This is a genomic window from Microvirga sp. VF16, assembly GCF_016864375.1.
Lineage (GTDB): Bacteria > Pseudomonadota > Alphaproteobacteria > Rhizobiales > Beijerinckiaceae > Microvirga.
This window is the reverse complement of record NZ_CP069355.1, coordinates 522301-544219: the sequence shown is the minus strand read 5'-3', so window position 1 is coordinate 544219 and position 21919 is coordinate 522301. Positions and strand designations below refer to the sequence as shown.

The 21919-nt window shown below is 62.1% G+C and carries 21 protein-coding genes and 2 pseudogenes; 10 read left to right on the top strand and 13 right to left on the bottom strand.

The features are described 5' to 3' along the window. Positions 1–103: 103 nt before the first annotated feature. The 4 genes from JO965_RS28005 to JO965_RS27990 form a co-directional block, all read right to left on the bottom strand. Positions 104–1614, bottom strand: a protein-coding gene (locus JO965_RS28005) for a transposase (protein WP_203445519.1) whose coding sequence is annotated in 2 segments (ribosomal slippage) — positions 104–729 and positions 729–1614 — 1512 coding nt in all. Because the reading frame shifts where the segments join, the coding sequence is not laid out codon by codon here. Positions 1615–1953: 339 nt separating this feature from the next. Then, complete coding sequence (locus JO965_RS28000) at positions 1954–2343, bottom strand: hypothetical protein (RefSeq protein WP_246777034.1); 390 nt, start codon at positions 2341–2343, stop codon at positions 1954–1956. 297 nt (positions 2344–2640) lie between these two features. After that, positions 2641–3039: a nuclear transport factor 2 family protein gene (locus JO965_RS27995; protein WP_203445326.1), complete on the bottom strand. Its 399-nt coding sequence runs from the start codon at positions 3037–3039 to the stop codon at positions 2641–2643. 31 nt (positions 3040–3070) lie between these two features. Further along, the gene (locus tag JO965_RS27990; protein ID WP_203445325.1) at positions 3071–4084 is read right to left on the bottom strand and encodes a zinc-binding alcohol dehydrogenase family protein; all 1014 of its coding nucleotides are present in this window, start codon (positions 4082–4084) and stop codon (positions 3071–3073) included. Positions 4085–4185: 101 nt separating this feature from the next. Here JO965_RS27990 and JO965_RS27985 point away from each other — a divergent pair, with 101 nt between their 5' ends. The 3 genes from JO965_RS27985 (at position 4186) to JO965_RS27975 (ending at position 5686) form a co-directional block, all read left to right on the top strand. Further along, a complete protein-coding gene (locus JO965_RS27985; RefSeq protein ID WP_371826944.1) occupies positions 4186–5028 on the top strand; it encodes a LysR family transcriptional regulator in 843 nt (280 codons plus the stop codon). Between the two features lie 70 nt (positions 5029–5098). Then, positions 5099–5422 carry a hypothetical protein gene (locus tag JO965_RS27980; RefSeq protein ID WP_203445324.1) on the top strand — a complete coding sequence of 108 codons (324 nt, stop codon included), beginning with the start codon at positions 5099–5101 and terminating at the stop codon, positions 5420–5422. 111 nt (positions 5423–5533) lie between these two features. Then, entirely contained in the window at positions 5534–5686 is a 153-nt protein-coding gene (locus JO965_RS27975; protein ID WP_246777033.1) for a hypothetical protein, read from the top strand. Positions 5687–5797: 111 nt separating this feature from the next. On the opposite strand, the gene JO965_RS27970 is transcribed toward JO965_RS27975, so the two are convergent. Then, a complete protein-coding gene (locus tag JO965_RS27970; RefSeq protein WP_371826943.1) occupies positions 5798–6946 on the bottom strand; it encodes an IS30 family transposase in 1149 nt (382 codons plus the stop codon). Positions 6947–7059: 113 nt separating this feature from the next. On the opposite strand from JO965_RS27970, the gene JO965_RS27965 reads away from it, so the two are divergent. Further along, positions 7060–7299, top strand: a complete 240-nt coding sequence (locus JO965_RS27965) for a hypothetical protein (RefSeq protein ID WP_203445323.1) — start codon at positions 7060–7062, stop codon at positions 7297–7299. Positions 7300–7421: 122 nt separating this feature from the next. Here the strand turns inward: JO965_RS27965 and JO965_RS27960 are convergent, their stop codons facing one another. Together JO965_RS27960 and JO965_RS27955 are read right to left on the bottom strand one after the other, a co-directional pair. Then, entirely contained in the window at positions 7422–7961 is a 540-nt protein-coding gene (locus JO965_RS27960; RefSeq protein WP_203445322.1) for a sigma-70 family RNA polymerase sigma factor, read from the bottom strand. Continuing rightward, entirely contained in the window at positions 7958–8146 is a 189-nt protein-coding gene (locus tag JO965_RS27955; RefSeq protein ID WP_203445321.1) for a hypothetical protein, read from the bottom strand. Before JO965_RS27955 ends, JO965_RS27960 begins: the two co-directional genes overlap by 4 nt. A gap of 83 nt (positions 8147–8229) precedes the next feature. Here JO965_RS27955 and JO965_RS49520 point away from each other — a divergent pair, with 83 nt between their 5' ends. Continuing rightward, complete coding sequence (locus tag JO965_RS49520; RefSeq protein WP_371826951.1) at positions 8230–8295, top strand: hypothetical protein; 66 nt, start codon at positions 8230–8232, stop codon at positions 8293–8295. On the opposite strand, the pseudogene JO965_RS48215 reads toward JO965_RS49520, so the two are convergent. The 4 genes and pseudogenes from JO965_RS48215 to JO965_RS27935 form a co-directional block, all read right to left on the bottom strand. Beyond that, positions 8276–8449: pseudogene (locus JO965_RS48215) on the bottom strand (cold-shock protein); the annotation flags it as partial. The gene JO965_RS49520 and the pseudogene JO965_RS48215 overlap by 20 nt on opposite strands. 378 nt (positions 8450–8827) lie before the next feature. After that, the gene (locus JO965_RS27945; RefSeq protein ID WP_203445319.1) at positions 8828–9055 is read right to left on the bottom strand and encodes a hypothetical protein; all 228 of its coding nucleotides are present in this window, start codon (positions 9053–9055) and stop codon (positions 8828–8830) included. 112 nt (positions 9056–9167) lie between these two features. Then, positions 9168–9377 carry a cold-shock protein gene (locus JO965_RS27940; protein WP_203445318.1) on the bottom strand — a complete coding sequence of 70 codons (210 nt, stop codon included), beginning with the start codon at positions 9375–9377 and terminating at the stop codon, positions 9168–9170. A 394-nt stretch (positions 9378–9771) separates the two neighbouring features. Then, positions 9772–10021 (bottom strand): annotated as a pseudogene (locus tag JO965_RS27935) (ParB N-terminal domain-containing protein). A gap of 163 nt (positions 10022–10184) precedes the next feature. On the opposite strand from JO965_RS27935, the gene JO965_RS27930 reads away from it, so the two are divergent. The 4 genes from JO965_RS27930 to JO965_RS27915 all read left to right on the top strand — a co-directional run bounded on the left by JO965_RS27930 (position 10185) and on the right by JO965_RS27915 (position 12168). Then, positions 10185–10427: a hypothetical protein gene (locus JO965_RS27930; protein WP_203445317.1), complete on the top strand. Its 243-nt coding sequence runs from the start codon at positions 10185–10187 to the stop codon at positions 10425–10427. A 453-nt stretch (positions 10428–10880) separates the two neighbouring features. Next, a complete protein-coding gene (locus JO965_RS27925) occupies positions 10881–11057 on the top strand; it encodes a hypothetical protein (RefSeq protein WP_203445316.1) in 177 nt (58 codons plus the stop codon). A 127-nt stretch (positions 11058–11184) separates the two neighbouring features. Next, complete coding sequence (locus JO965_RS27920) at positions 11185–11424, top strand: hypothetical protein (RefSeq protein ID WP_371826950.1); 240 nt, start codon at positions 11185–11187, stop codon at positions 11422–11424. A 291-nt stretch (positions 11425–11715) separates the two neighbouring features. Continuing rightward, positions 11716–12168 carry a MarR family winged helix-turn-helix transcriptional regulator gene (locus JO965_RS27915; RefSeq protein ID WP_203445315.1) on the top strand — a complete coding sequence of 151 codons (453 nt, stop codon included), beginning with the start codon at positions 11716–11718 and terminating at the stop codon, positions 12166–12168. Here JO965_RS27915 and JO965_RS27910 read toward each other — a convergent pair. Both JO965_RS27910 and JO965_RS27905 read right to left on the bottom strand, forming a co-directional pair. Further along, positions 12165–12542, bottom strand: coding sequence for a response regulator (locus JO965_RS27910; RefSeq protein WP_203445314.1), 378 nt, complete (start codon positions 12540–12542; stop codon positions 12165–12167). The genes JO965_RS27915 and JO965_RS27910 overlap by 4 nt on opposite strands. Before the next feature lie 6 nt (positions 12543–12548). Continuing rightward, the gene (locus JO965_RS27905) at positions 12549–14864 is read right to left on the bottom strand and encodes an ATP-binding protein (RefSeq protein ID WP_203445313.1); all 2316 of its coding nucleotides are present in this window, start codon (positions 14862–14864) and stop codon (positions 12549–12551) included. A 367-nt stretch (positions 14865–15231) separates the two neighbouring features. On the opposite strand from JO965_RS27905, the gene JO965_RS27900 reads away from it, so the two are divergent. Beyond that, a complete protein-coding gene (locus tag JO965_RS27900; protein ID WP_203445312.1) occupies positions 15232–21897 on the top strand; it encodes a putative Ig domain-containing protein in 6666 nt (2221 codons plus the stop codon). Positions 21898–21919 lie beyond the last annotated feature (22 nt).

Here is a 21919-nt window from a genome sequence, read left to right as displayed (position 1 = left end):
AGCGCGCGAAGAAGCGACCCGTTCGTGACAGAGCCGGATGGAGCAAACTCCCTCGGCCCGTGACAGAAAGCAATGCCGCGAGATCATGTGATTGCCTTTTTTTCTAGGACGGCAAAGTTAACTGGCAGGCCTGCTGTTCGAGAGCGGCCAGGTAGGCGGCAGGATCATGGCGAAAGCGGGTGCGTAGAGTTCGCGCGCGGCGACCTCGCTCGAGACGCTGGCGCAGGCTCCTCCAGTGCTCTCGGTTCGCGGCGCCCAGATCTCGCGCCGTGGGAGCCTGCACGCGGGTCGCGGTGGCGGCGAGCAGCCGGACCGAGCCGCGCAGAACCGCACTGGGCGCGGCGGTCTTGCGGCCGGTCGCGCGCCGCTCGTGATAGCGCTGGGAGCCGAACAGCTGTTCGAGATCGTTGTTGGTGCGCGGTAGGTCCGGTACCGCATAGGTGTGGAACAGCCCAGGGCGATAGCTGCGCGTGACCTTCAGGAAATGATCGAAGGCCTCGGCCAGCGTCCCGGCCCTGGCCCGATGCCGCCACATTGCGCCCAGCACCCCGTTTACCCGCCGCCGTATCATGGTGGCGCTTTCCTCGTGCGGGTTGCCGAGCCAATGCGCCACGGCGTGCACGAACCGGTAGGCATACTCCACGTCCGGCCATAAGGCGGCCGTACGCTCCAACGCTCGGTCAATCATCTGGTGCAGTCGCGTGAGCGCCGGCGCGAAGCCCCCTTTTGCTGCACCCGGTCCAGACTGCCGGCGACCTTCTCCAGCCGTTGCTTCAGTTTGAGGCCCGCGGCCGCGAGCGGTGCCCGACCGTCATCGGTGATCGCGCTGCGCACCGCCGCACAATATCCCTGCATGATCGCCGCTTTCGGATCATCCCGCTCCTCCACGGTGCGTTCGATCCGGCGGATGCCGCGCACCTGCTTCTTGAGTTCCTTCTTGGCATGCCGGTCGGCCTCGAAGATCGGATGAGCAGCCTCGCGCAGGAAATGGAACTGGCACAGCTGATGCGGCACGCCTGGCAGCACCTGGGCGACCGCCTGGCGAATGGCGGTTTGACCGTCGCTGATCACACCCACGACCGGCACGTCCACCGCATCCACCGCCTCGCGCAGCAGAACCGCAAGATCCTTCGCCCGGCCGGAGAGCAGGCTGCGGGCGAGCACGATGATGCCGGACAGGCAGTCGCGGATGACCCACAGCACCTCATGGCCGACATCCGGCTGCACGCCATCCAACGCCAGAATAACCCGCCCTTGCTGGGCCAGCAGCTTCCGCAGCGGCCGGCGCTCCATCAGCCGGGTGGCGAGCAGCTCATCATAGCGGTCGAGAAGGTTGGTAACGCTGCGCTCAGCAATCGCGACACCCCGCGCGATGAGCACCGCATGGATCTCGGGCACGCTGCGATGCTCGCGGTGGCGCAAGGCCCCGACAAGGGCGATGACGTCCAGTCCGAACTCGTGCTGGGGCAAGGCCAGGGCGCCCTCGGCCTCGGGCCGGTACGGCTTGTGGAAGCGGGCGCAGCCGATGGTCTCGCACCAGCGGATCTTGAGCCGCAAGCGCACCGAGCCCGTCAGCGTCACAAGGGTGCGGTGGTTCTGGTAGCGGATCCGCATCGGCAATCCGCAGGCCGGGCACAGCCGACAGGCGGGACGCAGCACCCGCTCGCGGTCGGGCGGCTGGCGCCCTGAGATTCTGGTCATCCCGCACCTCTCATCAGGTACAGAAGACCCCCACCACCGCACTCTACCAGACAGCCAGCTTTGCCGTCCTAGGTTTTTTTGACGTCGTCCCGCTTAGCGGCAAGAGCAAAGAGATTGCGCAGGCAACAGCCACCGTGAAGGCGAAACAGAGCACATTCGGCCTGTGTCTCCCCGGTCATAGAATAGGTCCGCTTGGAAAATATAATGTCGTAATCGATTACATAGGCGACAGGGGATTTCAAACGAGAGCGCCTAACGGTAAGGAGCTTTCGCGACCCGCTCCCCTTGTGCAACAGGCGGCGTCGCTCCTCCCGAACTAGGGCTGCTGGCAACGGCAGCCCATTTCTTTGACGTCGCTGGAGTGCGGCGATGACAGGCAAGAATGTGATCTGGACAAACCTCGTCGATGCCGTTTACCGAAGCCGGCAAGAGGAGCAGGGCAGGGAGGACGCGCCTTCGACGCTCGTCCTGCTTGGGGTGATGGGTTTTTCCGCTGGAGCCATTCGAGCCAATAGGAGTTCCTTCGGTCTCGAAGCCGAACCTTTGATACAGGCGAATGGCTCGGCCCTTGTCGGTGTAGACCGTCAACTCCATCCGCCTGAGCCCCAGCCAATCGTCGGCGGCATCAACCAGTTCTCGCAACAAAGTCGTTCCAATCCCTTTGCAGGGTAGTCGTCATGCACGCCCATCCCGAGTGCGGCCGCGTGAGAACGGCGCCCAGGATATCGGTGTCATCCCGCCGATCCGATGATCTTGCCGCCGTGCCCCGCCACGATCCTCAGCGAGTCAGGCTTCTGGTTTTCCAGCCATCTGTAGGTCAGTTCCGGATTTGATAGGGCAGACGCAGCGTCCCCGGTCACCTCCGCAGCAGGTCAGAACGGGCCGCCAATATCTCCCTCTACCTGCCGCATGCACCACTGAGTGGGCTGGCGCGCACCATTACGAGAGAGCGTCTCTCAAGGCTTCGGTGTCCTCGTAGAAGTGGTAAAGAACGATACGGCCATCCTTCACACGGCAGATCAGTGCCCAATCGCTGGGGAAGGGCTTTCCGGTCGTGCGGCTCCTGTGACGGAGTGTGCCGTACATTGCGGCGTGCTCACCCTCGGCGAAAGAAGCCTCGATGTTGAACTCACCCGGTTCAAGCAGCTCACCAAAGCCGCTGAAGAACCGCCGGGCGCCCTCAATCCCGACAAATGTGCCGTGCAGCGGGTTGTTCGGATTGGGAACAGGGCGAGTCGAAATAAAACGCGCTTCTGGATCGACCAGAGCGAGCGCCTGATCCGTCGCTCCGGAAAAGATATGCTGCAGGAAAGTCTGAATGATCGTCTGCGTGCTCATCGGCATGTTCTCTTAAGGTTGAGGTGATGGGTCAGAAGCCGGACAGCACCAGCTTGCCAAGGGTGCGGCCACTTTCGAGCCGGGCATGGGCCACGCGCAGATTTGCGGCGTTGATCAGACCAAGCGTCTCCGTTGCGGTCGAGACGAGGCGGCCGTCATCGATCATTGCTGCGATCGCATTCAGGATTGCGCCCTGCCGCGCCCTGTCGGCGGTCGCGAACATCGGTCTCGTAAACATGAACTCCCACATGAAACCCGCGCTCTTGCGCATGATCAGGTTGATGTCGGGCGGATGGTCGAACGGTACGACCGAGCAGATCCGACCTTGGGGGGCCAGAACCTCAGCGAGCACCGGATAATGGCGATCCGGGTCGTTGAGGAGGAGAATCAGCTCCGGCGCCGGACGCCCAAGTGCGGTCAATTGGGCCGCCATGTCGCCAAAATGGTCGATGACCGCATGGGCTCCCAGCCGTTCGCACCAGGCGCGCGACTGCGGCCGCGAGGCCGTCGCCACGACGGTGAGTCCGGGGACGAGGCGGGCGAGCTGGATGGCCATCGAACCAACCCCGCCGGCGGCGCCGACGATCAGCAGCGTTCGGTCTCCGGCCAGCCCGGTCAGTGACAGTCCCAACCGCTCGAAGAGGGCTTCCCAGGCGGTTAGCGCCGTCAAGGGTAACGCCGCCGCTTCGGCTGGCGTGATCGATTTCGGCCGATGTCCTACGATGGCGGCGTGGACGGCCTGGAATTCACTGTTGCCGCCGGGACGCGTCAGATCTCCCGCATAATAAACGGCGTCGCCGGCCGAGAAGCCAGAGGCCGTGCGCCCCACCTTGATGACCTCGCCCGCGACATCCCAGCCCAGCACGGCAAACTGCCCGTCGTCCGCCTTGTGGCGCCGTACGCGACAGTCGGCCGGATTGACCGCGATCGCCGCGACACGGACCAGGAGGTCAGCATCTCCAGGCGTCGGCTCGGGAAGATCGCGATCAATGAGCGAGTTCGGGTCTTTGATGGGCAAAGATTTGAACAATCCGATCGACTTCATGGTCACTCCCTTATGGCGATGGCAGCCTACCGTGCGTATGAATGATCGGAAGTTGGAATTTATCGGCAGCGTGTGTGCGTGGATGATCAGACGGGAGTCCCATGATGCTTTGGGATGACATTCGCTATTTTCTTGCCCTTGCGCGCAGCGGCAGCCTGTCAGGCGCCTCCCGCGCGCTCGGCGTGGAGCATTCGACCGTGGCGCGCCGGGTCAGCCAATTGGAATCCGAGCTCGAAGTCCGGCTCTTCGATCGGCTGGCGCGGGGGTGGACGCTGACGACCGAGGGAGGAGACCTCCTCAGCCGTGCGGAGGCGGTCGAGCAGGAGGTGCTCGCTTTGCGCCGCGCCGCAACCGGCGTGGACATGCTCTCCGGAACGGTCCGAATCTCGGCACCGCCGCTGCTTCTCAGTCATCTGATCCTGCCGGGTTTATGTCTGTTTTCAGCTGCTCATCCGGGCATCGGGCTCGAACTGGTCGGTGAGCGACGGGAAGCGGATCTGGTTCGCGGCGAGGCCGATATAGCGATCCGCCTCGGTCGTCCGAGCGAAGCGAGCCTCGTGGTGCGCTCGCTTGGCGAGATCTCTTACGGCCTCTACGGCCTTGCTGCGGAGGTCGAACGGCCGAGGGCGGAGCAGGTCTACATCGGCTTCGACGACAGCATGCCGGACCTGCCGCAGAAACTGTGGCTTGACGAGTATGTGGGTGGGCGGCGCTTCAGCATAAAATCCAATGACATGGCCACCATGCTGCAAGCAGCTCTGGGCGGGCTGGGAATTGCCCTTCTCCCGGAATTTTTGGCCTCCCCACACGAGAGCCTGAGGCCACTGGAGGCGGAAACCCGTCCACCGGTGCGCCCGGTGTTTTTAGTGATGCATCCGGATATCCGACGCTCGCGGCGTGTGCGCCTGATCGCGGACCATCTCACACAGGCGCTGTCGCAGTAACTGGGGCGGAGCATAATGAACCCAACCGACGGGCCTTGGCAGGGGCAAGACCGAACAGCTTGTTGACCAGATGGATTTCCCCTGTCGCTCCAAGCTCCCGCTGGATGCAATGACTGCGACGGCGGAACACGACTTCGCCAACCTGGCCTCGCGCCACCCCGACATGTACCGGACCATCGCCCAGGAGCTGGCCCGCCGGCTCATGCCGCGGAACGCGCTGGTCGGCGCCCACCGCGAGCGGATCTGCGTCTTCATCATCTCGTCGGCCGAGGCGATGCCGATCGCCCGCGAGATCCAGGAGGCTTTCGCACACGACGCCATCCTGCCGGCCCTCTGGACCGACGGCGTGTTCCGCGCGACGCACGACACCTACAGGACCTCGAGGCCCAGGTAGATAGCTGCGACTTCGCGATCGCCGTCGCGCGCACAAACGATCTCACCGAAAGCCATCCGGCTCGGAAACGACGCCATTGAGTTCGAGCGGGCGACCATCCTCAATGCCGACTTGTCCGGCTCGACGAGCTTCGTGCACGACGACACCTGGACGCTCTCGGCGGAGATCTATAAGACCTATCTCTACTGCGCCGCGCGGATCGTGCGGGCCGAAGGCGGGGCGATCACCTCCTACGATGGCGACCGGATCATGGGCGTTGTCTAATCGCAGCTCTTGATCAAGTCCTTTATTGAAATTGCTCGACAATACCATTGCTGCTCTTGCGACCGCTCGCGAACAGAAAGTCGATACTGCGATCGCGCTGCTTGGACGGATTCAAACGGTCGTCGCAACAGGGATTCTGTTGACCTGCCGCAGCCACTCGTCAAGCGCCTCTGCAGGGGTTTTCCAGCCCAGCGTCTTTCTCGGCCTTGCGTTGAGGGCGGCCGCCACGGCAGCAATCTCCGCGGCGCTGTGCGCGCTCAGATCAGTGCCTTTCGGGAAGTACTGACGCAGCAGCCCGTTCGTGTTCTCGTTGGTACCACGCTGCCATGTGCTTTGCGGATCGCAGACGTAGACCTGGACGCCCGCATCAATCTTGAGACGGGCATGCTGGGCCATCTCGGCGCCCTGATCCCAGGTGAGCGATCGGCGCAGCTCTTCGGGTAAGGTGACGATGGTGCGCGTGATTGCGTCGCGCACAGCCTCGGCCCCATGGCCAGCCAGCGCAGGCCCGTTCTTGATGCGCGGCCAATCACCGTGGCCTGCCAAACGGGGAAGATGAAGCAGCATCGTAAAGCGGGTGGTGCGCTCGACCAGAGTGCCGATCGCCGAGCTGCCAAGGCCCAAGATAAGGTCTCCTTCCCAATGCCCTGGCACCGCCCGATCGGCCGCTTCGGCAGGACGCTGGCTGATCATGATCTCAGGCGCGACAAAACTCTTGCCGCGCCTGCGGACCCGCGCCCGCGGTACCCGCAGCACCCGCCCTGTTCGCAAGCAGGCCGTGAGTTCACGGCGCAGCGCTCCTTTGCCTTGGACGAAGAGGGCCTGATAGATCGCTTCGTGACTGATGCGCATGGTCTTGTCGTCCGGGAAGTCAACCGGCAGGCGTTGGGCAATCTGCTCCGGGCTCCAGGCTCTGGCCCACCGCCGATCTTGCCGCTGGCCATGCCGGCGGGCCTTCCAGGCGACAGTAGGACCGGGAATGGAAACTCCGCTTGGAGCGACGACGGCGCCAGCCAATCTCTCCTCGACATAAGTGCGCAAGGTCGCGTTGAGGGCAAGCTTCGTCGGCTTCGGGCGCCGGGCTGATCGCTCGGCATGCCACTGGGCGGTCGTTGCACGGTACTCTAGTCCGCCGCTGCGGGTGGCTGCGCGAGCGGCGAGGGGGCTCGTGGACATGGAGCAAATCACGCTGGCGAGGTTGTCAGCTGTGAGCGCCAACACCATTCGAGCAATGGTGGCGCGGAAGGCAGAAACCCTCATAAGCGGGCTGGACACTGTTAGGGCCGTGCCATCTGCTCGAGAGGCTGCCGGCGTGGAGTTCTTAAACCACGGGCGGCCAGGCGTGCGCCGTAAAGGCAAAGGGGAGGGCTAGGATGGCCTACAAGCTTTCTCGCCTTGCACCTGATAGCTATGACGTCCTGCTCGATGGGGTGATTGTCGCCAGCTTGATTAGCAATGGCGACCCTCACAACACCATTTGGACAGCCGAGCTGCTGACGGATCTGGCTCCAGAGGAAAGGCCCAAGCCTTTCATCGAGATAGAGCACGCCTTCCGGAGACTAGAGGAAGCTCGGGCATGGCTTGGAGATCCTGAAATCCACAATGCACTGTGACGGGATTAGCAGAAGCCGGCTACGAGGTCATCAAAGCGGCCTGCAGGCCGGGATTGCGGTCGATGCCCTGCTGACCGACATTCGCCCGCCAGAGGCCGATGGCTGGTGTGGACGGCACTGATCTATCTCCTGATGGCCGACTTGGTCGTCCAGTCAGAGCCAAGATCGCCCGTGTCCTCCACTCCCAGCCGGTCCGCCAGAGCCATGCGAGCGCGGTTGACCCGGCTCTTGATCGTCCCGATCCGCGCGCCACAGATGCGCGCCGCGTCCTCATAGCTAAAGCCTTGGGCCCCAACGAGCAGAAGGGCTTCGCGCTGCTCAAACGGCAATTGCATCAGGGCGGTTTGCAGATCCTGCAAATCGAGATGGCCATGTTGCTCTGGAGGAATCGAGAGCCCACTCGCCAGAGCACCGTCCGGATCTTCGACTTCGCGCCGCCGCTTGCGGTACACCGTATGAAACTGGTTGCGCAGGATCGTGAACAGCCATGCCTGCATGTTCGTGCCAGAGGTGAATGAGTCGAGATGGCTTAACCCCCGCACGAGAGCCTCCTGGACCAGATCATCGGCCCGATCCACATCGCTGGTCAGAGAGATCGCAAAGGCGCGTAGGTGCGGAATAGCACCGAGGATGTCTGCCTTCGCGTCAGGAGGTCCGATCATGCGCTCTCGTCCGACCGCGACTTATCCAGTTGCTTCAGCAGGTCGAGGTGATCTGAGACCGGCTCCTCTGTGACGTCGTCGTGCATGACCCGCAGCGGCTCGCCGATGCGATCCTGAACGACCCGGCTCATCGTTCCACCACCGTGACCGCTTCCATTCGGCCCATCGTTGTGGGAGGAGGGCACTTCGCGGCTCCTTTTGTTCGCGGCTCTTTAGTGGAACGTCCAAAACATGAATTTCCCATGAAACCGCACCATGCCAGTGGCGGGTGCAATCGCGGCTCGCCTTGAACAGGAGGATAGGAGGCCGCTGGCGGCTCGTTGGATGTTGTTGACGGCGACTTTGCCGCTGCGGCGATCCTCGGCCGTGTCGAAGGAAACCTTCTGGCCTTTGACCAGACCGCTGACGCCGGCGCGCTTGAGGGCGGTAGCGTGGACGAACACGTCCTTGCTGCCATCGTTCGGCTGGATGAAGCCGAAGCCCTTCATGTCGTTGTAGAACTTTCAATGCCCATGATCGTGGGGGTAACCTTTCGCGGTTGCTGTGGATGCACGTGGGCAGAGGCGCGCAAGCGCGACCTCAACCCGGTTCGTCGATGTTTTGGAGAGAGCGTCTGAACATGCGTCTGGCAAAGCCACCAGCGAAACGGCCCGATTGTCCGGCCAAATGTCAATAGTAGGAATATAAGGCACAATCTGAGTTTTACAAGAGAGTCGCTTCGCAACGGTGAATGAATAGGGTGCCCCAGAACGATTTGCTTCCACATGCCGCCAGGAGACTTTCCGATGGAAGTCCGAAATCAGCCAATCTCATCAGAAAGAACTTTGATCACGGGCAGGAATTGCCGTGCGGCAGGCCGCTTTACGTTAGAATGGTGAGCGCGTGATTTTCTTGATCGGAATGCGGGGACGACCGAGTTTCCCGGCGATGGCATTGTCCTGCTCCTCGATGGCTCTCCTGGCCGGTTCATCGCCGTCGAGCCCGCCCAGAAGAGAGCGTGGGACACGCCGGTTCGAGCTGCGGGAGCCATCCTCGTAGAGGATGTCGAAGAGGGCATAGGCGCTCTCAACGGACTTTGACTTCTTGTGAGCCACTGTTCGTATTCCTTTCTGTGGCTCAACGCGCCAGGATCCGGCAGGTGCAAAGCGCAGAGGCCGCCTCAGCTGAGGCGGCCTCTGTCCCAAAATATGTGACCAGAGGGCTTGATCAGGCCGTCTTCAGGTTTGAGGCTGACTCCTTGCCGGTGCGGCGGTCAGATTCGACGTCATAGGAGACCTTTTGCCCGTCAGCCAGACCACGCAGGCCGGCGCGCTCGAGGGCCGAGGCATGGACGAAGACGTCCTTGCCGCCGGTGTCAGGCTGGATGAAGCCATAGCCCTTTGTTTCATTGTACCACTTCACTGTGCCGGTTGCCATGGTGGGTTCCTTCCCTGTTCATGATCAGGTTGGGCCGAGATGCATCAGCGCCTCGGCTTGATGAGCATCGATGCTTGGTGAGGTCGTCCGTGCAGGTGCACGGTCAAGCGCAGCAGCTCAGTCGTCGGCCAATCTCGATGCCGGAACGATAGGGTGGCATGATGCCCCTTACAAGGCTGTGCTTCAGGGGATGATAGGCGCAAGGGCAAGATCGAGTGTGGATGCAGCCCATCCCCCTGTGAACGACCCCTCCGCTCCTGTCGCCCCTCAAGCTCTTCAGGGCCGAAGCTCCGAGCCCCTCGCAAAGGCCCGCGGCCCCGGTTTGAGCGCGATCTGCCCTAGACCCTGTCCAGTTCCATCCAAGACCCTGCTCCGGTGCCGCACGGAGCGCCGATCAATGCTTCCGCGCCTGAACCAAGTAGGCAGGGATGGTTGTCTCACCGAGTGCCTTGCGGGCCTCCAGTCGATGCAGGCCCTCGACCAGAACAAAGCGCTTGCCATCAGGCCGCACAAGAATGGGGGACGTCCTGTCCCTTCTCCATGATGCTCTCTGCAACGGCTTCAACTTTCCTGGGATCAAGCGTTTGCCGCCGCTGCACCGGCACATAGATGTCTTGGCCTGCGAGCGTCTGCCGCTTCATCATCTCGACTGCTCCAGCCCCTGTCATGGTCCCTCGAAGCTTATCCAGCACGAGGTGGCTTGCCTTCACGGAGGGGATCCCATGACCCCCGTCGGGACATTGCTTGACAGCCTGCTTCTCGACGCAAGACAAATGTCATTGTTCTGCATCGAGCGGAGAAGTTACCATGGATGTGGTGGTGACACTGGCCGAGCTCAAACCAGCAGCGACCTGGATGTTGAGCGATCGACTTGGGCGGCCTCTCGGGATAATTACCGAGGTCTCTCCATCGCTGTTCGTCATCGATGCAAACGGCAGTTCCGGGCTGTCCGGACTAGGGACGGCCAACTTCCCGTCTCTCCATGACGCAATGACAGCCATCGCGCGCCACATGAAGGGCGAGTGTCAGCTTTCCAGCGGTGACAAATAACGCGCCGGGGCTTGGATCGCTCGCTCAACCCACCTCGGCCCCAGCGCCTGCCCCTGTCCAGCGCAGGGATCAAACAGCGCTCGCTCTCTTGTTTCCTGTCCGGGAACGCCAAGTCGGCGGATCAGGAGTGCTTGTCGCCTCTGCCTTGCCGGTAGATCCGCTTGGCGAGAGCGCCGGCGTCTTCTCGGGCCTTGGCCGCAAGCTCCCGCCGGATGTCACTGAGGCAGCCAAGCGCCTGATTGCAGTCAACGCAACGGACGATCGAGCCGTCCTGAGGCTTCCGGGCCACGACGGCCCGGGTCGAACCACAGGCAGGACATCGGTAGCTCAGCTCAACTCCGCCTTTGATCAATGGATAGGGTTCCTGTGTCCAAGCCGCTCCTGTCGCAACAAAGCCTAGTGCTGGCAGTTGTGATTGCAAAGTGGGACCTATCCGGCAGGATGGAGGCAACCATGGCCGAGAGAAAGCCAGACCCACGCCGGGCAGAGCACAAGGAAGCCGGGCGCTTATCCTGGAAGAGCCGGCACATCCCCACGGGCACGCTGGTGCTGGGCGGGTTGATGTTGGCCGCCGTGCTCTCCGCCATCTTCATGGTGATTTCGCAAGGGCCCCATAATCCGATTCCTTGACCCTGACCGACTCTGTTCGGCAGACTGAACGCTTGTGACCACGTCCCGCTATGGTCGCGCGGTTTCCTTCAGCGGTGCGAATGGTTGCCAATCGCGGGCCAAAACCGTTTTATGCACCGACAGCGTTATGAAGCACGATTTTAGCTTCACGCCCGCTTTTTCCCTTTTCGTCGAATGCGCCACGGAGGATCAGATCTCTCACCTCTCCTCGGGGTTGGCCGAGGGGGAACAGTCGTCATGCCAATGGGAGACTATGGATTCAGTCGGCAATTCGTATGGGTCAACGATCGATACGGCGTCTCCTGGCAACTCAATCTGCTATAGCTTCAGCTTCACTTCCCTCATGATAGAGACGCTGGGGCCATAGGTCCGGATCTCCGCACATGTGAACCTGAACGCAGGCAGGCCGTCACTGCGCATGAAAGGCTTCACATGGTTTCATATGACAGGCATACCCGCGCTGCAGGGGCGGTGAATGGGCCTGACGCTAGCGAAGTAGCGTAGCAGGGTGGCCGTCCCTCAAAGTAATGTTGTGGAAACGGGGGCCGAGCGGATCGGCCCCAAGCATCATGAGGAATTGACAAGAGCGTGTCGTGATACTGTTGCTTTCGCTGCCTAGGCAGAGTAGCAATGCGCCTCCTTGAACTCAGAGTTGATCGTGTCAGCAAGACGCTTGATTCCAGCGCCAGCCCTTGCGCGCCTTCTCGATCAGACCTCCCGGGCCCTGCACTCCCTGGGATACGCGGCTGATCTGTTCCCGGCGCAATGGGCGGCCCTTCGCTACTTCGCTTGGGCCGAGCCGGCCCACCGAACGGCGAGCGCGCTCGCACGTTTCCAAGGCCTTGCCGTTGGCCCGGTGACACGAACCGTTCGCACCCTCATGGCCAAGGGCTATGTAGCGAATGTCGAAGGGCGAGTGCGGGGCCGGTCCAGACGCGTTGAGCTGACCGAAGCCGGGCGCGCCCTTCTCGCTGAGGATCCGTTCAACCTGATCTCCAAGATAATCGAGGAGCTTAATGGCGAGCAACGGCTCGCCCTCGCCAGTGCCCTTGAGCATATCCTGCGCCGCGTTCAATCCGATCAGGCCGACGACGGCGAGGAAACTTCTTAAGGTCCGCTTCGGTCTATGGCGGCAATCAGAAGCGCCTCATCGAACGGTTTCATAAGAACCTTTTCTGCACCCCAGATCTCGGCCAGCGAGGTCGCCGTCTCGATCGTCATGCGCGGCCCGCCACCAGTCATAGCGAATACCCGCAGGGTCGGCTGTTCGCTTCTGAGCCGCTTGATGAGCGAAATTCCATCAATCCCCGGCATCCAGAGATCGGTCACGACTACATCGAAAGAGCCGGAGGACAGGATGTCCAGGGCCTGTTGACCGTTCTCGGCCACAGTGGTCGCATAGCCCGCAGCAGTCAGTGCGATACGAATCGACTCGCGCACCCCCAGGACGTCATCGATCACCAAAACCCGGTGCAAGTTCTGCATTGTGGTTCATTCCCTCTCTTGGGTCCTCAATTTGCCGGGGAGCGTGATGACTATCCTCGTGCCCTGTCCCGGCTCTGATAGGATATCGATAGATGCCCCCCATCCTGTGACGATCCCGTAAACCAGCGGCAAGCCGAGGCCGGTGCCGCCACTCGACCCCTTCGTGGTAAAGAACGGTTCCATTGCCTGTCGGCGGGTGTCGGCGTCCATACCCTCGCCATTATCGGCAATGCATAGCACGGCTCCTCCGTCTTCTTCGGTTGCCAGCGAGATCTCGATGCGACCAGCGCCATGGACGGCATGAACGGCATTGCTGACCAGATTGCTAATAACCTGGAGCACCTCTCCGGCCGGAACAGGAAGGCCGTTGATTGGATCGATTCTCAGGTCGAGCTCGACCGCTGCTGGAATAACCGGCCGCACTGCGTCGACCGCTTTCATGAGGGCCTCACCGGCGGGGATAATCGGACTCCTCTGCAGCGCAGGCCGCGCGGTTGCCAAGATGCTGGCAACGATTTCCTGCGCGCGCAGGCCCGCATCCTCGACAATTCCCATCTGATAGCAGCGCTCATCGCCGGCATCGAAACCGCCACGGACCCGGCGGCTCAAGTTAATGATCGGGTGGAGCAGGTTGTTGATCTCATGGGCGACTCCACCGGCAAGCTGTCCAAGAGCAGCCATCTTCTGTTGTTGCACTTGACGTTCACTCAGGAGCCTCTCCCGAGTCACGTCGCTGAAGACGCCGCGATGCCCGCAGTAGCGGCCGTCTGCCTCAAAGCAGGGCGCTCCGCCAAAGGCAAGATCCCGGTTGCCCCCGGATGGCCCCCGCAGCGCCAGCAGAACGGAGCGGAATGCATGGTGTTCGACAAAGGCTCTTTCCAGAAGGACGAGGCCTTGTTGATCGGAATCCCGCGCCACTCGACGCAGGCTCTCGATAAAGTCCGAACCGGTGGTAAGTCCGACTTTATCATCGTCGAGACGCCCGGTCAGATAGACCAAGCGCCCGACCGCGTCCGTCTCCCAAAAGCTGTCGGAGGCGCTATCAGCGAAACTGCGGAAGCGGGCTTCGCTGGACTGCGTTGCACGGAGGAGCCTGCGCTCGCGTGCCTGAATGTCGAGAGAGGTCGCGATGCCGAAGATCAAAAGCGACAGGCCCGCCCCCCAATAGACAGCGTTCACCGCGACCGGGTGAGGACTGATGCCACCTGCAGCGTCAAGAGAAAGCCGCGCTGCGCCGCCGGCAATCGCCGGGAGCCAGCACAGAAGGAACGCGGTGGCACGCCGCCATTCGTAACGCATCATCGCCAGCGCGACGCCCACGCCCGTCGCCAAGGCGGCGAGCCCAACATAGGACGAATAGAGCCGGATCAGGCGTGTGTTCGTCATGAACTCCAGAACGACTTGGACGGCGCAAGCGAGGATGAGCACAATGGCTGTCTGATTGGCCCTGTACAAGACCGGTAAATGGATCTGGACCTTCAGGTAGCATGCTTCAAACGAGAGCCAGGCGGCAAAGATGAGCAGCGAACTCGACAACGAGACCATACGCGAAAGATCGAGAGCACCCGGGAACAGAATGGTCTCGAGAATCGCCCGATCAGCCGCAACATACGCCACGAACGCGAGAACAAGCGCGCTCAAGCGCAGGAGCGCGCCATCCTTCAGAGCCCAGCTGATGGCGAGCAGATAGGCGAACAGAGCAAACTGTGCGCCAATAAGGCCGCCAAAGGCGAGGGCTTGTTGCCCATAAGTTGCGGTGTAAGCCCGGTCCGACTCCAGCCAGAGCAAGGCCCGCATCGAAGATGTTGTCTCGATGCGAATGTAAACCACCTGTCCAGCGATCTCCGCAGCCTTCAGGTGAAAGGCCGGATAGCGCAGGAGCGGGCGGCCCGCCGCATAATCGGCCTTCGGATCCCACTCGAATGAACGCCACCCTGCCTCCGTCGCCAGGAAGAGATCTGACCGCGAAACGCGGGATTCATGAAGCGATAGAACCCAATCAAGGGCAGGATCAAGATCCGGCAACTTCAGCCGGAGCCAGAGCGCCGCACCGGTTGAGGGACTCACCCCGTGGTTGGCCGCCCGTCCGTTCGTCGGCATGAAGAGGGTGGGCTTTGCCGCGACCATATCGATCGTCAACTGTCCTGTCGGGTCGACAAAATGATCGGCGATGGAGCCGATGAACAGGCTCTCCGGCTGAAATGGCTGCACTGAAGACCGCGTCGGAGCCGATCCTGAAAGCGCTGCGGCGGCCAGGATCATGAGGGCCAGAGCGAACAACGCATAGACAGGGGCCTGTGGTGGCCAGAACCGTGATCCCATCGTGAAACCCAAGCGGCGGAACGGGCCCGCACCCTACGAGGCTAGCGACTTGACGCCAAGAGCGCGCGGGATTTATAGCTCACTGAGCTAATTAAAAGCCAATGGTGATTATGGCGATTTGGGCCGGGTGGCGGCTTGCCGAGGACGGATCGGCGCAGGAGCGGCATTTCAGGAGCTCGCTGCGAACGCCGGCATGCCGCAACGGCTGCCCAAGCCGAGCAAGCCATCGCCGAGTTACGGGTGCTGAGCCTCAAGAGGGCAACCCAGCTGGATAAGATCAGGCGGACCCTCAGATCGAGCACGGTGCGCCGAACAAGAACGACGGAGTTGAAGCGGCCCGCGCAGCGGAGCCGCCGGGGGGCATGATATGACGGGCATGTTAACGGCTGGAGACCTCCAGGCGCTCGAGACGGGCATCGACCAGGTGCTGGCGAAGATCGAGAGCGCCTTGGCCCTCAAGGTTTACGCCGAGGATATTCCGATCGTCGGCGACAGGCTGAAGGCAGCTTTCGACCAAGGTGAGCAGGCGCTCCACACTATCACGGCCCTGAAGGACTCGATCACCGGCGCGATCCATGAGCTGGCCAACGCCCAGACCTACGTGGAGGAAGCCGTCGAGGCGAAGATCAACGAGGCCATGGCCAAGGCCGGCTTCGTCGACGCCGCGGTCGACACGGTCATCAACGGAGGGCAGGTGACCCTCGCCTTCACGACGGACAAGATCATCAGTTACACCCAATCCCTGGCCACCGACTTCGGCCTTGCCGGCCTCGGCCTGAACGCCCAGACGACTGGCGTGGCGCAGGCGGAGGTCTCCTACAGCTTCGACTTCACTGTCGGAGTGGACGGGACGACGCCCGACAGCTTCTTCCTGCAGACAAACGGCGGCAGCCCCGAGCTCGCGCTCGGCCTTTCCGTCGCCACGCCGGGGCTGGCGGCGAACGCAACCCTGGGCTTCCTGAACTTCGACGCCGTCGACCAGGGATCCTCGCTGAGTGGCAGCTTCGCGGTCGACATCAAGGACGGCGACGGAAAGCTGCGCCTGTCCGAGCTCGGCAACGACGTGCTCGACGCCAGGGTCTCCGGCAACGCCAACCTTGACCTTCACCTCTCGTCGGACATGGGCGCCGCCTCACTACCGAAGATGAGCACGGACCTCGCCGTCGCCTGGGCGTTCAGCGCCAACCTCGTCAACCCGACCGACACCAATTCTAACTTTGGCAGTGTGCCGACGGTCGCCTTTAACAACGTCCAGTACGACTTCGGCACCTTTGTCGAGGATTTCATCCGCCCGATCCTCGACCAGCTCGACCTTGTGCTGCAGCCGATTCACCAGGCGCTGGCGGTCTTCAAGACGGACCTCACCTTTCTGAAGGTCGTCCCGGACTGGCAGAACCTGCTCGACAAGGCGGGCAAGACGGAAGGAGGTCACGACGTCGGGGACGACAAGATCACCCTCCTCGACTTCGTCAAGCTTGCCAACCCGGACCAGCATCTCAGTCCGGCCCTCCAGTTCATCCAGATCGTCGACGACATCATCCAGTGGGCGGAGTTCTTCCAGGGCAAGGACTTCGGGGCGGATGCCTACGACCTGGGATCCTTCCAGATCCTGGCGGACGTCCGCGACGCGGCCTTCGAGCTCAGCAAGGCCATTCCCACCATCACCGGTGCCGCCGATCTCTCCAGCTTTCTCGCCGGTCTCAGCACCGGCGGCTTCGGCGCGCAGAACCCGCAGACCGGCGAGACCGGCCAGCAGATCCTCCAGGACATGTTCTCGGGATCGAGCTTCGCCTTCCCGATCCTCAAGAACCCGATGGAGGCCTTCAGGCTGCTCCTCGGCGGCAACGCGAGCCTCTTCAGCCTCGACCTGCCGGCGCTGAACATCGGCTTCGGCGATTTCGACTCCTACGGCAATCCGAGCGGCGGGCTCGTCAACCTCGGCGCCTATCCGATCATTCCCGGCATCAACGTGAAGTTCTCGGGCGCGCTCGAGCTGGCGATCGACATGGCCTTCGGGTACGACACCCGCGGCCTGCTGCAATTCGTGCAGGGCGGCTTCCAGGACTATGCCGCGATCCTCAACGGCTTCTACGTCAGCGACCAGGTGGTCGACGGCGTCGATCTGCCCGAGTTGACTCTGTCCGCGGCCGTGGAGCTCGCGATCGAGGCCACGATCTACCTCGCCTCGATTGGCGGCGGCGGCAACATCGCTGGACAGATCCTTCTCAACCTCAACGACCACGTGAACGGATCGCCGAATGACGGCAGGATCTATCTCGACGAGATGGCGCACGCCCTGCTGACGAACCCGTTCGCGATCTTTGACGCCTCGGGCCAGATCACGGCCGGCTTTGCCGCCTACGTCAACGTGGCCGGCTGGGACGTCTGGCGCTACAACTCCCCACGCATCGTCGTCGGCAGCTTCACGGTCTCGGACAACCCGACCGTGGATGTCGCCGGGGCGCCGCCGCCGCCTCCGGGGCTGGCCGACCTCATCGACGGCGCCCTCGTCCTCAACATCGGTGGCCGGGCCAGCGAGCGCGACATCTCCGACCATCTGGACGGCTCCGAATCCGTCCAGATCGGCAACGGGCCGGGCGGTGTCACCGTCGTCGGCTTCGGCCACTCGGAGCGCGTCGGCGACGTTTTGGGCATCGTCGGGAGTGGCGGCGCCGGTGACGATGCCATCGTCCTCGCCGAGGACCTTAACGTCTCTGCCACCCTGTCGGGCGGCGACGGAGGCGACCTCCTCTACGGCGGCGCGGCGGGCGACAGCATCGACGGCGGCGCTGAGCGTGACTTCATCGAGGGCCGAGGCGGCGGCGACACGCTCCTGGGCGGCACTGGCGACGACGTGCTGACCGGCGGGGCTGGCGCGGACTCGCTCGACGGCGGCGCCGGCATCGATATCGTCAGCTATGCGACCTCGCAGGAGGGCGTCGTCGTTGACCTCGCGGCCGACGCGAACCACGGCGGCGATGCGGAGGGCGACACCTTCGCCAACATCGAGATCATCGAGGGCTCACGCCTGTCCGATCTGATGACGGGCGGGACCGGCGTCGACATCTTCGTCGGCCTTGACGGCAACGACAGCCTGACGGGCGGCGACAACAACGACGTGTTCGTCGGCAGCACCGGGAACGATACCCTGGACGGCGGCGTCGGCTACGACGTGATGTACGGCGGACTCGGCGACGACGTCTACGTCGTCGACAGCCAGTCCGACGTGGTCAAGGAGAACGGTGATGGCCAGGCCAGCGGCCGCGATCGGGTCGTGGCCTCGATCGACTACTCGCTGTCCGGATCGTCCGACCGGGCCGACATCGAGGAGCTCGAGCTCGTCGGCGACGCTCGTCGTGGCACCGGCAACGCGCTGGACAACCTGATCGTCGGCACCGCCGCCGACGACACCCTGGATGGGGCGGCAGGAGCCGACGATCTCCGCGGTGGGGCCGGCAACGACCTCTACATCTTCGACGGCCTAGGCGACCGTGTGGTCGAGGATGCCGGAACGATGTCGGGGATGGACACCATCATCTATGATGGCAGCCAAGCAGACCCCTTCGCCCTCAGCATCGACAATGCCTGGGGTGCCAATATCGAGAATCTCTGGGCAAAGAGCACCGCGGGTCTCGTCGAACTGACCGGCAACGCCCAGGGTAACGTTCTGATCGGCAACGGTCTTGGCGGAAATATCAGCGGGCGGGACGGCGACGACATTATCCGTCCCGGCGGCGCGACTTCGGGCACCTATTCCGGTGAGGAAGGCAACGATCGGTTCGAGCTTGGCACCGTTACCATGAACAGCCGGTCGACCTTTGACGGAGGTGAGGGGGCCGACACCCTTTCCGCCAGCTTCGCTGGATCGGAGTTCCGTGCCTATTTCTACCTTTATTTTGATCCTTCTGACGGAACCCTGCGGGAAGAACTCTATCAGAACAGTGATGGATTCGAGTCTACCCGGATTTCTCTTCGCGGAATCGAAAGCCTGACGTTAACTGGATCTGCAACAGGAGACTTCTTCTCTGGCACAGTAGGCAACAATAACTATTTCGGCGGTGATGGGCGCGACGACTTCTTGAGTGTGAAAAACAGGACCGGGCATTTCTTCTCGGGAGGCGGTGGCTCATACGACGCCATGTTGGCCGAAACCGGCGGCACCGATGTCTATGACGGCGGTCGTGGTTGGGACTCCATCGCTCTGGAAATATCCGATGCCGCTGTCGATTTTTCGCTGAGGCAAGCACAGACGACCGACATCGTGCTGGGCACGGGGCAGAACAGCACCACCATCCGCAATATCGAAGATATCTCGCTTGTCACGGGCGCCGCCGTGGACCGGTTCGACCTTCGCGGTGCCAACCTCTTGGCCCGTACATCGACGGACACTTACAGCACGGGGCTTCAATCGACCTACTATGCCGGTGGCGGCAACGATATTCTCGAGATCGACGACACTGGGATCAGCGCGCAAGCGACCTATATTCATGGTAACGTCACCTTTGATGGCGAGGATGGTACAGATCGTGCCGTCATCGACTTCTCGCAGTTTCGCGTGCGTGTCAGTACGACTGGCGCCGGCAGCGACTACGGCAGCGTCAGCCTTTCGGACCACTATCTGGACGGCAGCAATCCTGGAACGGTATCCTTCTCCCTCGGACTGCGTAACATCGAGAATGTCACGCTGATTTCAGGAAACGAGGTCGACTACCTTCAGGACCTCGGCAGCAACGAGCGGATCAGCGCCGGTGGTGGAGACGACTTCGTCTCGTCCAGCATCGGCAATGATACGCTGGACGGCGGCGCCGGTTTCGATGAACTCGACCTGCAGATCAACACATCGGGCGAAGGCTTCTCCATTGTTTGGGCCGACCAGCTCGCCGGACCAGTTAAGATTGCCGGATCGGATCGCACCGTCACCATGGAGGGGTTCGAGCGCCTCAAGCTCGCGACGACCGACGGCAACGACACGCTCGATGTTCGCGGCACTACCCCCAGGGGCATGAGCTTCAGCGGCGGCAATGGCAATGATACCTTTAAAGCCGATCTCGACGATGCCGAGGCGCGCCATGCGTTCTCAGGTGGCGAGGGAACCGACACGCTCGTCATCGATGGGCGTGGCCTCAGCACGGCGGTTTATGTCAGCCACAGCTTGTACTTGGACAGCCAGACCGGGAAGGCCACAACATGGGGCTTTGGCAACGTCAGCATCGGCCAAGACTGGTTTCAGCCGCGGCTTGAGTTCAGCAGCGTCGAAACCATCATCACCTATGGCGGCTCGGCTGGGGACAGTTTCGCTATCTTCAGTGCGGATGATCAGATCATCGAAGCCACTGGAGGCGGGCAAGATGTTGTCAACGCCTTCATTGACTACGGGCTATCGGAAAACGTCGAGGAACTGTGGCTGTTCGGCATCGACGCGCGGAACGGCACAGGTAATGCGGCCGACAACGTCATTGCGGAGAGCATCGCCTCCAATCGTCTTGTCGGAGGCGGCGGGCGGGACACATTCGTCATCAATATCAATGAGGTTCTGTGGACGGGTAGCGCTGTCACGGCGATTCAGACTGACGAAATTCTCGACTTCTCGGGCGACGATTCGCTTCTCCTGAAAAACTACAACGGCTGGAATTTCAGCGGTCTGGTTGAGGGAGCCAGAGCAAGTGTCGCACTTGGCGAAATTGCCGTTTCCGATCTCGGAGATGGGCGCACGGCCCTTCGCTGGGGTGTGGATGAGGTGGCCGGATACGATAAGGAACTGATCCTGTCCGGCAGCTACACCACGGCCGACTTCATCGCTGCTGCTTCAGGCTACAATCAGACCCTGTTGCAGCTGAAACCCGGACCTGATACGGGCGACCAGCCTGTCGACACGACGCCTCCCGTGCCGAGCATCGCGCTGCCTGACATAACAATCCAAGAGGACGCGCCTGTTAACTTCTATATACCTCCCGGGGCGTTCTCTGACGGGGGGCCTCTTACCTATACGATCGCCCTGGAGGATGGCAGTCCGCTGCCGTATTGGTTCAGTCGTGACCCCGTGTATGGGCAGTTCACGTTCACCCCGCCAGCCAATTACAATGGCAGCATTAATCTGACTGTGACGGCGACCGATAGCGCCGGCCTTTCCGCGTCGGATACCTTCACCTTCACGGTCGCTCCGGTGAACGATGCTCCAACCAATCTGTATCAGGTTGGCGGAGTCGTTGCCGAGAGCAGCGCCAACGGAACGACGGTCAGCACGCTTTACGCGATTGACGCCGATATGCTCGATCCTGCAGGCGAAACGCTCACCTATAGCCTTGTTGACGACGCCGGCGGTCGTTTTGCCATTCAAGGTCATAAGATTGTGGTGGCGAATGGGGCCGTGCTCGACTACGAGCAGGCCGCGAGCCACAACGTGACGGTGCGCGTGACTGACAGCGCCGGGGCGACCTTCGACGAGGTCCTCACCCTCTCGCTGTCGGACGTATTCGAGGCGCCGCCGACCCCGCCTGTGGTGGTGGTATCGTCGAGCTACGTCCTTCCGGCCGACGGCAAGGACATCACCGCGACCGGCAGCGCCCCTGTCAGCCTGACCGGCAACGCGGCCGCCAATGCTATCAAGGGCAACACCGGCAAGAACACCATTAAGGGCGATGCCGGTAATGATGTGCTGTCCGGCAAGCTCGGCAACGACAGCCTCTATGGTGGGCGCGACAAGGACGCCTTCGTGTTCGACACCAAAGCGAACAAAACCACCAACGTCGACAGAATCGTGGACTTCAACGTTAGCGACGACTCGGTCTGGCTCGACAACGTGGTGTTCAAGGCGCTCGGCTCAAAGGGCACGCTGACGAAGCCAGCCCAGCTCAGCGCGAAGATGTTCTGGTCCGGGACCAAGGCTCACGACAAAGACGACCGGGTGATTTACGATAAGAAGAGCGGCGCCCTCTACTACGATGTCGACGGAACAGGCTCGGCGGCGCAGGTGAAGATCGCAACGCTCTCCAAGAACCTGAAGATGACCTACAAGGATTTCTTCGTGATCTGAGGACCATGTGGGGCGGTATTGA

What these genes read in the sequence shown, in the direction of transcription:
- JO965_RS27940 (WP_203445318.1), bottom strand. Translation starts at nt 9,377, where the DNA reads ATGGCAACCGGCACAGTGAAGTGGTACAATGAAACAAAGGGCTATGGC.
- JO965_RS27990 (WP_203445325.1), bottom strand. Translation starts at nt 4,084, where the DNA reads ATGAAGTCGATCGGATTGTTCAAATCTTTGCCCATCAAAGACCCGAAC.
- JO965_RS27900 (WP_203445312.1), top strand. Translation starts at nt 15,232, where the DNA reads ATGACGGGCATGTTAACGGCTGGAGACCTCCAGGCGCTCGAGACGGGC.
- JO965_RS27960 (WP_203445322.1), bottom strand. Translation starts at nt 7,961, where the DNA reads ATGATCGGACCTCCTGACGCGAAGGCAGACATCCTCGGTGCTATTCCG.
- JO965_RS27970 (WP_371826943.1), bottom strand. Translation starts at nt 6,946, where the DNA reads ATGAGGGTTTCTGCCTTCCGCGCCACCATTGCTCGAATGGTGTTGGCG.
- JO965_RS27905 (WP_203445313.1), bottom strand. Translation starts at nt 14,864, where the DNA reads ATGGGATCACGGTTCTGGCCACCACAGGCCCCTGTCTATGCGTTGTTC.
- JO965_RS27920 (WP_371826950.1), top strand. Translation starts at nt 11,185, where the DNA reads ATGAAGCACGATTTTAGCTTCACGCCCGCTTTTTCCCTTTTCGTCGAA.
- JO965_RS27980 (WP_203445324.1), top strand. Translation starts at nt 5,099, where the DNA reads ATGGATTTCCCCTGTCGCTCCAAGCTCCCGCTGGATGCAATGACTGCG.
- JO965_RS27925 (WP_203445316.1), top strand. Translation starts at nt 10,881, where the DNA reads ATGGCCGAGAGAAAGCCAGACCCACGCCGGGCAGAGCACAAGGAAGCC.
- JO965_RS27995 (WP_203445326.1), bottom strand. Translation starts at nt 3,039, where the DNA reads ATGAGCACGCAGACGATCATTCAGACTTTCCTGCAGCATATCTTTTCC.
- JO965_RS27965 (WP_203445323.1), top strand. Translation starts at nt 7,060, where the DNA reads ATGGCCTACAAGCTTTCTCGCCTTGCACCTGATAGCTATGACGTCCTG.
- JO965_RS27930 (WP_203445317.1), top strand. Translation starts at nt 10,185, where the DNA reads ATGGATGTGGTGGTGACACTGGCCGAGCTCAAACCAGCAGCGACCTGG.
- JO965_RS27985 (WP_371826944.1), top strand. Translation starts at nt 4,186, where the DNA reads ATGATGCTTTGGGATGACATTCGCTATTTTCTTGCCCTTGCGCGCAGC.
- JO965_RS27910 (WP_203445314.1), bottom strand. Translation starts at nt 12,542, where the DNA reads ATGCAGAACTTGCACCGGGTTTTGGTGATCGATGACGTCCTGGGGGTG.